Annotated in this window: 15 protein-coding genes; 11 read left to right on the plus strand and 4 right to left on the minus strand. The window is 69.5% G+C overall.

Features of this window, described 5'->3' with window-relative positions:
* The first annotated feature begins 1 nt into the window (after nt 1).
* From AC1G9L_RS01885 to AC1G9L_RS01905, 5 genes are all read left to right on the plus strand, one after another.
* Nucleotides 2-484 carry a GNAT family N-acetyltransferase gene (locus tag AC1G9L_RS01885; RefSeq protein ID WP_019801110.1) on the plus strand — a complete coding sequence of 161 codons (483 nt, stop codon included), beginning with the start codon at nt 2-4 and terminating at the stop codon, nt 482-484.
* Between the two features lie 217 nt (nt 485-701).
* Nucleotides 702-1,640 (plus strand): lipid kinase YegS, encoded by a 939-nt coding sequence (gene yegS, locus AC1G9L_RS01890; protein WP_481070163.1) that lies wholly within the window; start codon nt 702-704, stop codon nt 1,638-1,640.
* 447 nt (nt 1,641-2,087) lie between these two features.
* Nucleotides 2,088-3,563: an anthranilate synthase component I gene (trpE, locus tag AC1G9L_RS01895; RefSeq protein WP_481070165.1), complete on the plus strand. Its 1,476-nt coding sequence runs from the start codon at nt 2,088-2,090 to the stop codon at nt 3,561-3,563.
* Nucleotides 3,560-4,630: an aminotransferase class I/II-fold pyridoxal phosphate-dependent enzyme gene (locus tag AC1G9L_RS01900; RefSeq protein WP_019799293.1), complete on the plus strand. Its 1,071-nt coding sequence runs from the start codon at nt 3,560-3,562 to the stop codon at nt 4,628-4,630. Before trpE ends, AC1G9L_RS01900 begins: the two co-directional genes overlap by 4 nt.
* Nucleotides 4,631-4,657: 27 nt before the next feature.
* A complete protein-coding gene (locus AC1G9L_RS01905) occupies nt 4,658-5,419 on the plus strand; it encodes an SIMPL domain-containing protein (RefSeq protein ID WP_481070986.1) in 762 nt (253 codons plus the stop codon).
* Nucleotides 5,420-5,512: 93 nt separating this feature from the next.
* Here AC1G9L_RS01905 and AC1G9L_RS01910 read toward each other — a convergent pair whose 3' ends face one another.
* From AC1G9L_RS01910 to AC1G9L_RS01920, 3 genes are read right to left on the minus strand one after another with little or no spacing between them, the layout of a single operon-like run.
* Nucleotides 5,513-6,295: an alpha/beta fold hydrolase gene (locus AC1G9L_RS01910; protein WP_481070167.1), complete on the minus strand. Its 783-nt coding sequence runs from the start codon at nt 6,293-6,295 to the stop codon at nt 5,513-5,515.
* A 21-nt stretch (nt 6,296-6,316) separates the two neighbouring features.
* On the minus strand, nt 6,317-6,640 hold the full coding sequence (locus tag AC1G9L_RS01915) for a YciI family protein (protein ID WP_019799296.1): 324 nt from the start codon (nt 6,638-6,640) through the stop codon (nt 6,317-6,319).
* A gap of 26 nt (nt 6,641-6,666) precedes the next feature.
* Nucleotides 6,667-7,293 carry an FMN-dependent NADH-azoreductase gene (locus AC1G9L_RS01920; RefSeq protein ID WP_481070168.1) on the minus strand — a complete coding sequence of 209 codons (627 nt, stop codon included), beginning with the start codon at nt 7,291-7,293 and terminating at the stop codon, nt 6,667-6,669.
* A gap of 135 nt (nt 7,294-7,428) precedes the next feature.
* Between AC1G9L_RS01920 and AC1G9L_RS01925 the strand changes: the two genes are divergently transcribed.
* The 6 genes from AC1G9L_RS01925 to AC1G9L_RS01950 all read left to right on the plus strand — a co-directional run bounded on the left by AC1G9L_RS01925 (nt 7,429) and on the right by AC1G9L_RS01950 (nt 12,995).
* Complete coding sequence (locus AC1G9L_RS01925) at nt 7,429-8,334, plus strand: LysR substrate-binding domain-containing protein (RefSeq protein WP_019799298.1); 906 nt, start codon at nt 7,429-7,431, stop codon at nt 8,332-8,334.
* A 687-nt stretch (nt 8,335-9,021) separates the two neighbouring features.
* Entirely contained in the window at nt 9,022-9,603 is a 582-nt protein-coding gene (locus tag AC1G9L_RS01930) for an anthranilate synthase component II (RefSeq protein WP_019799299.1), read from the plus strand.
* Between the two features lie 49 nt (nt 9,604-9,652).
* Nucleotides 9,653-10,291, plus strand: a complete 639-nt coding sequence (locus AC1G9L_RS01935) for a flavin reductase family protein (RefSeq protein WP_019799300.1) — start codon at nt 9,653-9,655, stop codon at nt 10,289-10,291.
* 47 nt (nt 10,292-10,338) lie between these two features.
* Nucleotides 10,339-11,376 carry an anthranilate phosphoribosyltransferase gene (trpD, locus tag AC1G9L_RS01940; protein ID WP_371180540.1) on the plus strand — a complete coding sequence of 346 codons (1,038 nt, stop codon included), beginning with the start codon at nt 10,339-10,341 and terminating at the stop codon, nt 11,374-11,376.
* An 87-nt stretch (nt 11,377-11,463) separates the two neighbouring features.
* Complete coding sequence (trpC, locus tag AC1G9L_RS01945; RefSeq protein WP_010341411.1) at nt 11,464-12,261, plus strand: indole-3-glycerol phosphate synthase TrpC; 798 nt, start codon at nt 11,464-11,466, stop codon at nt 12,259-12,261.
* Nucleotides 12,258-12,995 carry a haloacid dehalogenase-like hydrolase gene (locus AC1G9L_RS01950; RefSeq protein WP_371180538.1) on the plus strand — a complete coding sequence of 246 codons (738 nt, stop codon included), beginning with the start codon at nt 12,258-12,260 and terminating at the stop codon, nt 12,993-12,995. The genes trpC and AC1G9L_RS01950 overlap by 4 nt, the downstream gene beginning before the upstream one ends.
* Before the next feature lie 28 nt (nt 12,996-13,023).
* Here the strand turns inward: AC1G9L_RS01950 and AC1G9L_RS01955 are convergent, their stop codons facing one another.
* The gene (locus AC1G9L_RS01955) at nt 13,024-14,037 is read right to left on the minus strand and encodes a glycoside hydrolase family 5 protein (protein WP_481070171.1); all 1,014 of its coding nucleotides are present in this window, start codon (nt 14,035-14,037) and stop codon (nt 13,024-13,026) included.
* Nucleotides 14,038-14,168: the final 131 nt, after the last annotated feature.

Below are 14,168 nucleotides of genomic sequence, written 5' to 3' on the forward strand. Positions count from 1 at the left end.
GATGGCGGTGCTGCACATCCGCCCGGCGGTGGCCGACGATGCGGCGCTGATCCTGCGCCTGATCCGCGACCTGGCGCGCTACGAGCGCGCCGAGGACGCGGTGCAGACCGACGAGGCCGGCCTGCGCGCGACCCTCTTCGGCGCCGATGCCCGCGCGCAGGCGCTGATCTGCGAGGCCGACGGCCAGCCGATCGGCTACGCGGTGTACTTCTACAACTACTCCACCTGGCTCGGCCGTAACGGCCTGTACCTGGAAGACCTGTACGTGGACCCGGCGCACCGCGGCGTCGGTGCCGGCAAGGCGCTGCTGCAGCATCTGGCGCGGCAGGCGGTGGCCGAGGGCTGCGGCCGCTTCGAATGGTCGGTGCTGGACTGGAACCAGCCGGCGATCGACTTCTACGAAGCGGTCGGCGCCCGCCCGCAGGACGAGTGGACCGTGTACCGGCTGCAGGGCGAGGCGCTGGCCCGGTTCGCGGCCGGCTGAGCGGCACAGGGCGGCCAAAAGAAAAGAACCGCACCGTCGCCGGTGCGGCCCCTGGGAGATAAATCGGAGGCTGATCCTGCCTCCATCCGTCTTCCTTGCTATGGCCTTCCATGTTCCGGACGCTCGGTGACGTGCGTATGACAACGCACCCGCCTGGATTCACGCATCGCGCATGCCGCGCCCGTTAGCCTGGGCGCCTCACCCCGGGATGGTTCGCATGGCTGCAGCGCATTGGCGTCTGATCCTCAACGGCAAGTCGGCCGGCGACGAGGCATTGCGCGAGGCGGTCATGGCCATGCGCGCGCGGGATGTGGCGCTGCAGGTGCGGGTCACCTGGGAGCAGGGCGATGCCGAGCGCTACGTGGCCGAGGCGGTCGCCGATGGCGCCGCCTGCATCGTCGCCGCCGGTGGCGACGGCACCCTCAGCGAGGTCGCCACCGCGCTGGCGCATCGCCAGGAGCCGGCCGCGGCGTTGCCGGCCCTGGGCCTGGTGGCGCTGGGCACGGCCAACGATTTCGCCACGGCCACCGGCCTCCCGCTGCCGCCGCTGGAGGCGCTGGAGCTGATCGCCCGCACCACGGCGCTGCCGATCGACCTGCTGCGCATCGAGGCCGAGCACGGCCCGCACTGGTGCGCCAATGTCGCCAGCGGCGGCTTCGGCACCCAGGTCACGGTGGAGACCGACGAAGGCCTGAAGAAGATGCTGGGCGGGCTGGCCTACCTGGTCACCGGCATGAGCCGGCTGGGCCGGATCGATCCGATCCGGGCCCGCTTCGAGGGGCCGGACTTTGCCTGGGAAGGCGATTTCATCGCGCTCGGCCTGGGCAACGGCCGCCAGGCCGGCGGTGGCCAGGTGCTGTGCCCGGAGGCGCTGCTCGACGACGGCCTGCTCGACCTGACCCTGGTGCCCGAGCTGACCGGCGAGGTCGCCGCGATCCTGGGGACCCTGGTCACGTCCGGCAAGCAGGCCGCACTGGAGCGGGTGGCGGTGCGTGCGCGCCTGCCATGGCTGCGGATCGAGGCGGCGCAGCCGCTGACCCTGAACCTGGACGGCGAGCCGGAAACCTCGCGCCACTTCCGCATCGACTGCGTGCCCGGGCGCCTGCGCATGCACCTGCCGCCGGAGTCGCCGTTGCTGCAGGCACGCGGGCGCTAGCGAACCCCGCGGCGCACGCTCTCCATCTGCGATCGTGTCGCTCGCGTGTTCCTCTCGTAGGAGCGGCTTCAGCCGCGACAGGCATTCCCGGTAACGCGCGTCGCGGCTGAAGCCGCTCCTACGCAGGCGGCGTGGCGAGGATCGGTTCGATCGTGGACGCGCACGCGATGACCAGCTCGCGCACTTCAAACCCAGAATGTCGCACCAAGGCAAGTGATCCCCATGTGGGAGGGACTTCAGTCCCGACGCGACGCCCTCACCGACCACCTCCGCACCGCACTCGAACGGTCGCGTCTGCAACCGTTGCCAGTTGCCGCAGTTGCGGTAAAGTAGCCGCCGTGTCCAGCCTGACGACCCCGCGTTCCTTCACTTCCGCTCGCCGTGCGTGGCGATGGTGGCCTGCAGCCGTCGTCCGCCCTGTCACCGAGTCCCGGAAGGAAAGCCGTCTTGATTACCCGCGAGCAGTTCCAGCGCTACGCCGCTGAAGGTCACACCCGCATCCCCGTCGTCCGCGAAGTGCTGTCCGACCTGGACACGCCGCTGTCGGTCTATCTCAAGCTCGCCGACGCCCCGCATACCTATCTGTTCGAATCGGTCGAAGGCGGCGAACGCTTCGGGCGCTACTCGATCATCGGCCTGCCGGTGCGCCGCGTGTATACCTTCCGCGGGCACACCCTGGACGTGCGCGACCATGGCGAACTGATCGAGCGCCGCGAGGTCGCCGATCCCTTCGCCGAGGTCGAGGCGCTGCGCGCGCAGCATGTGGTGCCCAAGCTGGCGGGCGTGCCCGGCTTCACCGGCGGCCTGGTCGGATGGTTCGGCTTCGAGTGCATCGGCTACATCGAGCCGCGCCTGGCCGGCGCGGTCGCCCGCGACGAGCTGGACACCCCGGACATCCTGCTGATGCTGTCCGAGGAAGTGGCGGTCTTCGACAACCTCAAGGGCCGCCTGTACCTGATCGTGCATGCCGACCCGGCCGAGGCCGACGCCTGGGAGCGCGCGCAGGCGCGCCTGGATGCGCTCACCACCACGCTGCGCCAGCCCGGCGCCGGTTACCCCGCGCCGCTGGCGCGCGACGTGCTGGACGAGAGCGATTTCGTCTCCGGCTTCACCCGCGAGGGCTTCATCGCCGCGGTGGAGAAATCCAAGGACTACATCCGTGCCGGCGACATCTTCCAGGTGGTGCTGAGCCAGCGCCTGAGCGTGCCGTTCACCGCACGCCCGGTGGACGTGTACCGCGCGCTGCGCGCATTGAACCCGTCGCCGTACATGTATTTCCTCGACGTCGGCGACACCCAGGTGGTCGGCTCCTCGCCGGAGATCCTGGTGCGGTTGGAGAACGGCCAGGTCACCGTGCGCCCGATCGCCGGCACCCGGCCGCGCGGCAAGACCCCGGAAGAGGACCAGGCGCTGGAGGCGGAACTGCTCGCCGATCCGAAAGAGCGCGCCGAGCACCTGATGCTGATCGACCTGGGTCGCAACGATGCGGGCCGCGTCTCGCAGGCCGGCAGCGTCGCCGTCGGCGAGCGTTTCGTGATCGAACGCTACAGCCATGTCATGCACATCGTCAGCGAAGTCACCGGCATCCTGCTGCCCGGCCTGAGCTATGCCGATGTGCTGCGCGCCACCTTCCCCGCCGGCACCGTCAGCGGCGCGCCGAAGATCCGCGCGCTGGAAGTCATTCGCGAGCTGGAGCCGATCAAGCGCAACGTCTACGCCGGCAGCATCGGCTACCTCGGCTGGCATGGCGACGCCGATACCGCCATCGCCATCCGCACCGCGGTGATCAAGCACGGCCGCCTGCACGTGCAGGCCGGCGCGGGCATCGTCTACGACTCCGATCCGCAGACCGAATGGGACGAGACCATGAACAAGGGCCGCGCACTGTTCCGCGCGGTCGCCGAAGCGGCGAAGGGGCTGTGAGCGCCGCCGCGCAGCGGATCGGCTTCCGCAACGACTACAGCGAAGGCGCGCATCCGCGCCTGCTCGCCGCCCTGGCCACCGCCAGCGCCGGGCAGAATGCCGGCTACGGCCTGGACCGGCACAGCGCGCGCGCCGCTGAACTGATCCGCGCCGAGATCGGTTGCGCCGACGCCGATGTGCACCTGCTGGTCGGCGGCACCCAGACCAACCTCACCGCCATCGCCGCGTTCCTGCGTCCGCACCAGGCGGTGATCGCCGCCGCCTCTGGCCATATCGCCACCCACGAGACCGGCGCGATCGAGGCCACCGGGCACAAGGTGCTCACCGTGGACGCGGCCGACGGCCGGCTCACGCCGGAGCGGATCGCGCCGTTGCTGGCCGAGCACGGCAACGAGCACCTGGTGCAGCCGCGGCTGGTCTACGTGTCCAACACCACCGAGGTCGGCACGATTTACCGCAAGCACGAACTGCAGGCCTTGCGCGCGTTCTGCGACGTACACAACCTCCTGCTGTTCCTGGACGGCGCGCGCATCGGCAGCGCGCTCACCGCCGACGGCAACGACCTGCGCATGGCCGACATCGCCGCGCTCACCGATGCGTTCTACATCGGCGGCACCAAGAACGGCGCGCTGCTCGGCGAGGCGTTGGTGATCCTCAATCCGGTGTTGAAAGCGGATTTTCGCTACCTGCTCAAGCAACGCGGCGCGCTGCTGGCCAAGGGCATGGTACTGGGCACGCAGTTCGCCGCGCTGTTCGAGGACGGCCTGTTCTACGAACTGGCTGCGCACGCCAACCGCATGGCCACGCGGCTGCGCGACGGATTGGCCGCCGCCGGTGCGCACTTCGCCTCGGACTCGCCGACCAACCAACTGTTCGTGATCCTGCCCGCCGCCGCGGTCGAGACGCTGGCGCAGCGCTACGACTTCGAGCGCTGGCAACCGCTGGGCGACGGCCGCTGGGTGATCCGCTTTGTCACTTCGTGGGCCACGCAGGACGCAGCGGTCGATACGTTGATCGCGGATTTCGCCGCGCTGCTCCACTCCGGCACGCAGCGTGCGGCCGTCTGACATTCCGCCAAGGAGAGGAAGATGAAAATCCGTACGCTTGGTGCCTGGGCCGTTGCCGCAGCGCTGGCCTTGCCGGCCGTCGCCGGCGCGCAGGTCAACAGCCTGCCGTCGCAGCCGCACTTGTTGGTGAAGGGTGAGGCCAAGCGCGAGGTGGTGCCGGACCGCTTCGGTCTGACAATCACCCTAAGCGCCGTGGATACCGACCCGGGTGCGGCGCGTAAGCGTGTGCAGTCCAATGCCGAAAAGGTGCTGGCCGCGTTCGCACAGCGCCACGCGCTGGCCGGCAGCGTGCAGGCCACGACGCTGTCGATCGTGCCCGAGCGTCGCTACCAAGAAGGCAAGCAGCTGTTCGAAGGCACGCGCGTGCAGCGCACGCTCTCCGCCGACTTCGCCGCATTGGGCGATGTACGCGCTTTGCTGGGCACATTGGCCACCAGCGAAGAAGTGCAGGTGTCGGGGATCGCACCGCGCTACAGCGGCGAAGCCGCGCTGCGCGCCGAGCTCAAGCGCCAGGCGGCCGAGCAGACCCGCAGCTCCGCGCAATCCCTGGCAAAAGCCTATGGCGTGCGTCTGGGCGGCCTGTACACCATCTCCGAGGTGGCGCCGAACTTCGCGTATGGCATCCAAGCCGGACGCTGGCCGTCCGAGTCGGTCTCGATGCAATTGGTGAGTGCGCCAGCCCCGCCTTCTGCATTTGGGTATGCCGCATCGCCCGCCGCCGAATCGCTCGAAGCCGGCACCCTCACCCTCTCCGAAAACGTCTATGCGGTCTTCCTGATCGCGCAATGAGTCCTTCGCCATGCGGTGTACGGCGGACACCGACGCAGTCTGCCGGCTGATCCGTCCGGCGCGCGCGATGGCACCCAGGCATGATCCCACCACTCACCGCGCCACGTCGCGCGCCGCGCGGTCGATGAAATCGGCGACCACCTGCGGGTGCGACACCAGCGACAGGTGGCTCGACGCCAGATGCTGGACCTGGGCACCGATGTCGTGCGCCAGTTGTCGCTGCACCGTCGGCGGCAACGCGTGATCCTTGTCGGTGACCAGATACCAGCTGGGCTTGCTGCGCCATGCCGCATGCGACACCCTGTCGGTGAAGGCGCGCGCGGCGATGGGCTGCTGCGTTGCGGCGAGCACACGCACCTTGTCCATCGGAACATCGCCCGCCATGACGGTTCGAAAGGCGGCCGGCGCGTCGAGCCACAGCCATCCGTCCGCATCCGGCGTCAGGCCGTCCATGGGCGCGTGCAGCCGGGTCAGCAGCTCGGCGACCGATTCGTTACTGTCGGGCACGAGGGCGGACAGATAGACCAGGCCGCGGACGTTGTCGGCATTGCCGGCTTCGGTGATGACCGCGCCCGCCCAGGAGTGCCCGACGAGCAGAACAGGTCCGCGCTGCCGCGCCAGCACGCGGCGGGTTGCGGCGACGTCGTCGGCCAGCGAGGTCAGCGGGTTCTGCACGGCCGTCACGTGGTAGCCCTTGCGCTGCAGTCGCCGTACGACCGCCGCCCAGCTCGATCCGTCGACGAATGCGCCGTGCACCAGCACGATGTTCGGCACGGCACCGCGGAGCGTCTCGGCCCGGCTTGATTGCGGAAACACACCGGCAGCGAGCACGCCGGCGACCGCAAGGCCCGCAAGAAGCTTGGTGGGGAACGCCATGAGAATTCCTTTGCCGTGTGCTCAGGCGGGCTGGGCGCTGACCACGGCGGCGGCGCTTGCCCAGCGTGCCGCCAGTGCGTCGGCGCGGATCGACGGCTCGAAACCTTGTACCGACACCGCGACCATCCCTTGGGTCACGAACGGATCCTCCGCCATCATGGCGTCGAGTTCGACGCGGCTCGTGCATGACGCCAGCACGATCCCGCCGGATTTGTCCGCATTCGGTCCTGCCGCGAGGATGCGGCCTGCCTGGATATGGTTCGCCAGCCATCGGCGGTGGGCATCGAGATGCGCCTGGATGTACTCGGGCGGGCGGAGGTAGGACAACGCGACGATGTAGATCATCTGGATTCCTCGGAAAGTGCGGGGGATCAGTGCAGGGCGATCTGGCGCGCAACGTCGGCCGCGGCACTGCGGGCGGCGGACATGGCCTGCGTGGCCAGCACATCGCCCTTCGAAAGGGGTTCGGCGCGAACCACATGCACATCGGTGATGCCCATGAAGCCCAGCGTGGCCTTGAGATACGGCTCCTGGAAGTCCAGTGGCGCGAGGGGGCCGCTCGTGTAGACGCCGCCGCGCGTGGTCACGATCACCACGCGCTTGCCAGTGGCCAGTCCTATCGGACCGTCGGGCGTGTAGCGGAAGGTCCGGCCGGGCTGCACGATCCGGTCGATCCACGCCTTCAACTGTGTGGCGACCGAGAAGTTGTACATCGGTGCGCCGACGACCACGACGTCGCTGGCCAGGAATTCGGTGACCAGCGCTTCGGATCGCGCGTGCTCGGCGGCCACGCTTGCCGTGTCCGCCGGTGCGGTCAAGGGGCGAAATCCGGCCGCGATCGGGCCGTCCAGATGTGGAATCGCCTCCGCGACGAGGTCGCGGTAGCGGATCTGTGCCGCTGGCGCGTGCGCCAGCAGCTCTGCGACAACCAATGCCGTCAGCGCTCGGGACGCCGACGCATCGCCGAGGATGCTCGAATCGAGGTGGAGGATGTGCATGGTGCTCTGTCCGCTGTTGGGTGAGTGGAGCTGCGCGTGGGTCGCGCCGGCTCGGCGATGCGGAGGATGGCCGCCCGGTCGCTGGGCGTCCAAGACGGAATATGGGAAAGTTGAGACCCAAAAGGACACACCCCCATGCTCGACCTGCGCCAGCTTCGGTACTTCGTTGCGGTGGCCGAAACCGAGAACGTCGGTCGTGCGGCCGAGCAGTTGTACATCTCGCAGTCGCCGCTGAGCCGGCAGATCAAGCAACTGGAGGAGCAGTTGGGCGTGCTGTTGTTCGAGCGCAGCAAGCAGCGCATCCGGCTCACCCAGGAGGGCCGCGATCTGCTCGGTGAAGTGCGGACGCTGATCGCCAATGCCAATCGGGTCGAGACCTTCGCGCGGCGCCTCGGTGCGGGCAGCGCCGGGCGCCTGGCGATCGGCTACGTGGAGGGCGCGATGTATGCGAACGTGGTCAGCCCGAGCGTGCGCGCGTTCCGGATCGCCAGCCCGTCGGTGCTGCTGTCGCTGCAGGGATTGGGGACCGCGGTGCAGTTCGATTACCTGCGCCGGCACATGCTCGACGTGGGGCTCGCCTACCGGATGCCGGAACGCGATACCGGCCTGAGCAGCGCACTGGTGCTGGACGAGCCGTTGACGCTGGCGATTCCGAAGGGGCATCCGTTGTGTCGTTCGCGCAGCATCACCCCGGCGCAGCTCGACGGGCAGACCTGGATCGCGGTGACGCGCCAGCCGGTGGATACGATTCGCCCGGCATTGCTCGCCGCCTGCCAGGATGCCGGTTTCACGCCGGACATCGCCTACGAGACCTCCGATCCACTGGCCTCGCTGTATCTGGTGAGTGCCGGCCTCGGTGTGGCGCTGGTCCAGTCCGCGTTGAAGGAGCGCGCGCCGGCCGGCATCGTGTTCCGCGATCTGCCTTGGCTGAGACTGCGGGTGAAGCTGTATCTGGTCTGGCGCAGCGACGATGCGCGTCCGATCGTCGCCACCTTCCGCGAGGCGGTCGCCACCTTTGCCGGGCACGCGCTGGACGCTTGAGCGCCGTGCCTGCGGCTCCGGCGGATCGGAAGATCGACCGGTCTGTCTTGCTGTCGAGGAGCGCGGTAACGGGCCGCAGGCGCGGCGTGCTCGCCGTCGCCGGAGCGGTGCTCGCGTGGTCCGCTGCCCGCGGCGACACGACCGGCGTGGCGTGCAATCGACACTGTCGAACATGGGCATTACACTCGGGACCGGTCTGTCGCCGCTGCCTGCAGCGGTGGCCGGACCTTCCATCGATCAAGTGGCCGAGTGCATGACCCGCAACATCCCGTCCAACGTGGTGCATTGGTGGCGCTTCTCCTAGAAGCGGCGCACCCCTGCGGTCCATGACTGCTCGATCGCCGCCCTGACCGGTGGCGGCTTCCCTCGGCTCCCGGCATGGCGGCTCCCAACGAAGGAGAGTTGTCTTGTCCCCCACCAGATCCACGCCTCCCATGCCTGCCGCGCGTCACGGCGCCTGCCCGGTTTCCCGCGTCTGCGGAGCCGGCGCCTCTCGCCACGGATCGGTGGCATCCATGCGTGAGGACCGAACCGCTCCTGGTGCTGTCGTTGCGGGTGCTGCGCGGCAACGATGGCGGGCGCGAACGATGCTGCGGTTGCGCCGCACCCAGCCATCGCGCGTCAATGCTGCACGCGGATCGGCTTTCTCTCTCCAAGACATGCAATGAAAATCAATGGGTTAAGTCGATGACCGTCTTGATGCTGGATAACTACGACAGCTTTACCTACAACCTCGTGCAGTACCTGCAGGCGCTCGGTGCCGAGGTCAAGGTGGTGCGCAACGATGCGCTCAGCGTGGACGAGATCGAGCGCCTGGCGCCCGAGCGCATCGTCATCTCGCCGGGGCCGTGCACGCCGAACGAGGCGGGCGTGTCGCTGCAACTGATCGAGCGGCTGGGCCAGCGCACGCCGATCCTGGGCGTGTGCCTGGGCCACCAGAGCATCGGCCAGGTCTACGGCGGGCAGGTGGTGCGCGCCGGCACCATCATGCACGGCAAGACCTCGCGCATCCGCCACGAAGGCCGCGGCGTGTTCGCCGGCCTGCCGGACCGCTACGAGGCCACCCGCTACCACTCGCTGGTGGTGGAGAAGACCACGCTGCCGGACTGCCTGGAAGTGACGGCCTGGACCGAACACGACGACGGCACGGTGGAGGAGATCATGGGCCTGCGCCATCGCCAGTTCCCGGTCGAGGGCGTGCAGTTCCATCCCGAGTCCATCCTCACCGAGCATGGCCACGCCTTGCTGAAGAACTTCCTGGAGCGCTGAGCGCGCCGCGCCGGCGTCGCCCGCCTTCCGTCACTGCCGGACCCTGCCGATGCACGATCGCACCGACGCCTTCCATTTCTACGAACCGGCCAACGGCCACGGCTTGCCGCACGACCCGTTCAACGCCATCGTCGGGCCGCGGCCGATCGGCTGGATCGGTTCGCGCGGCGCCGATGGCGTCGCCAACCTGGCGCCCTACAGCTTCTTCAACGCCTTCAACTACGTCCCGCCGATCGTCGGCTTTGCCAGCATCGGCTGGAAGGACAGCGTGCGCAACATCGAGGCTACGGGCGAGTTCACCTGGAACCTGGCCACGCGGCCGCTGGCCGAGGCGATGAACGCCAGTTCCGCCGCGGTGGCGCCGGAGGTGGACGAGTTCGCGCTGGCCGGCCTGACTGCTGCGCCGTCGCGCCTGATCGCGGCGCCGCGGGTGGCCGCCAGCCCGGTCAGCTTCGAATGCCGGCTCAGCCAGTTACTGCCGCTGCAGAGCGCACGCGGCGAGCCGATCCAGACCTGGCTGGTGCTGGGCGAGGTGGTCGGCGTGCACATCGCCGAGCATGCCCTGCAGGACGGCATCTACGACCCGGCTGCGGTCGCCACCCTGCTGCGCGCCGGCGGCCCGGCCGACTACTTCGAGGTGCTGGCGCAAGGGCGCCTGCGCATGCCGCGGCCGACGCCTCCGCGCTGACTCGCGCCGCCTTTTCCTCATTCGCCTAACCGCAGACCGTCTTCGCCATGACCATCACCCCCCAGCAAGCCCTGCAACGCACCATCGAGCACCGCGAGATCTTCCACGACGAGATGGTCGGGCTGATGCGGCAGATCATGCGCGGCGAGGTCTCGCCGATGATGACCGCGGCCATCCTCACCGGCTTGCGGGTCAAGAAGGAAACGGTCGGCGAGATCGCCGGCGCGGCGCTGGTGATGCGCGAGTTCTCGCGCACCGTGCCGGTTGCCGACCGCACCCACATGGTCGACATCGTCGGCACCGGCGGCGACGGCTCGCACACCTTCAATATCTCCACCTGCGCGATGTTCGTCGCCGCGGCGGCCGGTGCCAAGGTCGCCAAGCACGGCAACCGCAGCGTCTCCTCCAAATCCGGCAGCGCCGACGCGCTGGAGGCGCTGGGTGCGGCGATCGAACTGCAGCCCGAACAGGTGGCGCAGGCGCTGGCGGCCACCGGCATCGGCTTCATGTTCGCGCCGGTGCACCATCCGGCGATGAAGGTGGTGGCGCCGGTGCGGCGCGAGATGGGCGTGCGCACCATCTTCAACATCCTCGGTCCGCTGACCAATCCGGCCGGTGCGCCGAACATCCTGATGGGCGTGTTCCACCCCGACCTGGTCGGCATCCAGGCACGCGTGCTGCAGGAACTGGGCGCCGAGCGCGCGCTGGTGGTGTGGGGTCGCGACGACATGGACGAGCTCTCGCTCGGCGCCGGCACCCTGGTCGGCGAACTGCGCGACGGCCAGGTCCGCGAGTACGAAGTGCACCCGGAGGACTTCGGCATCGCCATGTCGGCCAGCCGCAACCTCAAGGTCGCCGACGCCGCCGAATCGATGGCGATGCTGCGCGCCGTGCTCGACAACGTGCCCGGCCCGGCGCTGGACATCGTCGCCTTCAACGCCGGCGCCGCGCTGTACGTGGCCGGCCTGGCCGCCGACATCGGTGCCGGCATCGCCCTGGCCCGCGCGGCCATCGCCGACGGCCGCGCGCGGGCCAAGCTGGAGGCCTATGTTGCCTGCACCCGCGGCCTGGCCGGGCTGGACTGAACCGCCTTCGCCAGCGCCCGATCCCGGTTCTCACCCCCGACACCCTGCATCGCCGATAATCCGGCCATCCCCCAGGATTCCCACCGCATGAGCAGCGACATTCTCCGCACCATCCTCGCGCGCAAGGCCGACGAGATCGCCGAGCGCAGCGCGCGCGTGCCGCTGGCCGAGCTGGTCGCCCGTGCCGAGGCCATGCCGCCCACCCGCGGCTTCGCCCGCGCGCTGCAGGCGGCCATCGCCAACGGCGACCCGGCGGTGATCGCCGAGGTCAAGAAGGCCAGCCCGTCCAAGGGCGTGATCCGCCCGGACTTCCACCCGGCCGACATCGCGGTCAGCTACGAATTCGGCGGCGCCGCCTGCCTGTCGGTGCTGACCGACGAGGACTTCTTCCAGGGCCACGACCGCTATCTGCAGCAGGCGCGCGATGCCTGCACCCTGCCGGTGCTGCGCAAGGATTTCACCATCGATCCCTACCAGGTCTACGAGGCGCGCACGCTCGGCGCCGACTGCATCCTGCTGATCGTGGCCGCGCTGGACGACCTGCAACTGGCCGAGCTGTCGTCGCTGGCGTTGCAGCTGGGCATGGATGTGCTGGTGGAAGTGCACGACATCGATGAACTGGAACGCGCGCTGCAGGTGCCGGCGCCGCTGATCGGTATCAACAACCGCAACCTGCGCACCTTCGAGGTGTCGTTGCAGACCACCCTGTCGATGCAGAACGCGGTGCCGCGCGACCGCCTGCTGGTCACCGAAAGCGGCATCCTCGGCCCCGACGACGTGGCGCTGATGCGCGGCGCCGGCGTGCACGCGTTCCTGGTCGGCGAGGCGTTCATGCGCGCCGAGGAGCCGGGCGAGGCGCTGCGCCAGCTGTTCTTCGCGGCATGAGCGGGCAGGCGCCGAGCCCGTACCCGTTGCCGCGCGCCGACGCGCCGCTGGTGGTGTTCGATTTCGACCACACCCTGTACGACGGCGACTCCGGCAGCCATCTGTTCGCCTGGCTGATCAAGCGCAATCCGCTGCGCCTGGCCGCCGCGGTGCTGGCCACGCCGTTGCTGGGGCCGCTGGTGGCGATGCTGCCGACCCGCCGCACCGGCATCTCCGGCTACGTCTGGATCGCCAGCTTCGGCCTGCGCCGCGCCCGCGAGTTCAACCGCATCATCGACCAGTACGTGCTGCAGCATCAGGCGCAGATCCGCGAGCGGCTGCTGCCGCAGGCGCTGGAGGTGTTCGCCCGGCACCGTGCCGCCGGCGATCGCGTGGTGGTCGCCACCGGCGCGCCGCCGGAACTGGCGCGCGCCATCCTCGGCTTCGTCGCGCACCAGGACGTGCCGGTGGTCGGCAGCCTGATCGGCCCGCGCCTGGGCGCGGTCACCGCCACGCGCCACTGCCACAACGAAGAAAAGATGCGCATGCTGCGCGAACTGGGTTACGGCGAGATCGCCATGGCCTATTCCGACAGCACCGCCGATCTGCCGCTGCTGCAGGCCGCGGCCGCGCCGGTGGTGGTCAATCCCAAGCACGGCGCGGTGGCGGTGTTCCGCCGGCTGCTGCCGTCCGGCACGCCGATCCTCAACTGGGGTTGCCGCGACCGCGCCGGCGACGCTGGCGGTTCCCGCTAGGGCGCGCCGCGGCGGGGAAGGCCGGCGATCAGCCGCCGGCCCCGCGGTAAGCGCTGTCGCTGCCCACCAAGGCGTGGTGCAGCGGCGCGACCCATTGCCCGCGGTCGATGTCGTAGGCGCCGAAGCTGCCCTCGAATTCCCAATACGCCCAGGCGAAATGGCGTTTCTCGGCGGCGTTGACCACCGCGACCGTCCAGGCCAGGCGATCGGCCGGCGGCGCCTGCTCGTAGGCGCCGAACTCGCCCAGCAGCACCTGCCGATGGTGCGCCTTGGCCCAGGCCGCGATGCGGTCGAATTCGCCGTACAGCTTGGTCCGGTCCGCCGCACTGCCCCAGGTCACGCCGGTGTGGTCGCGGATGTCCGCCGGGGCCCACGGCGCGCCCTGGTGGGTGAAGCGGAACGGGTTGTAGTAGTGCACGGTGACCAGCAGGTGCGCATCGTCGTCGGGCAGGCGTAGGCTGTCGAGCGCGGTGAAGGAATTGCTGCTGGCCGGGCCCACCACCACCGTGCGGGTCGGGTTGTCGCGGCGGATGATCTGCAGCGCATCGCGCAGCAGATCGTTCCACACCGCGCTGGTCATCTGGCCGTTGGGCTCGTTGAGGATCTCGAACAGCACCGACGGCGGCGCGTGGCGGTAGCGCGGGGCGATCTGGCTCCAGAACGCCAGCAGCTTGGTCCGGCACACCGCCGCGTCGGCCGCGCAGGGGTGGAAGTCGTGTTCGTCCAGGATCACGTTCAGGCCCGCGGCGGTGGCCTGGTCGACCACCGTGTCCAGCGTCTTCAGCCAGGTCGGGTCGAGCCGGTTATCCGCGTCCATGTGCGCGAACGCCTGCAGGTTGACCCGCACCGTGCGGAAGCCGCCGTCGCGGATCGTGCGGTACAGCGGCGGGCGGAAGCGCGCCTTCGCCGGGTCGTTCCAAAGCGGGTCGTAGCCGAGGATGTTGACCCCGCGCCCGAGCCGGGCGAAGGCGTCGTCGGCCCGTGCGCGCGGCGCAGGCAGCGCCAGACACAACAGGGCCAGGAGCAATGGGATGGCACGCATGGCGGTCTCGCGGGGCAGGGGAGTGGCGAGACGCGCGGCCATCGGCGGCGGCGTCCCGGCCGCGATCATCGCGCGGTCCACCCATGAAAAAGCGAACGCGGCCTGACCGCAGATCAGCTCAACAGAGAAGG

This window comes from Xanthomonas sp. NCPPB 1132, from assembly GCF_056629235.1.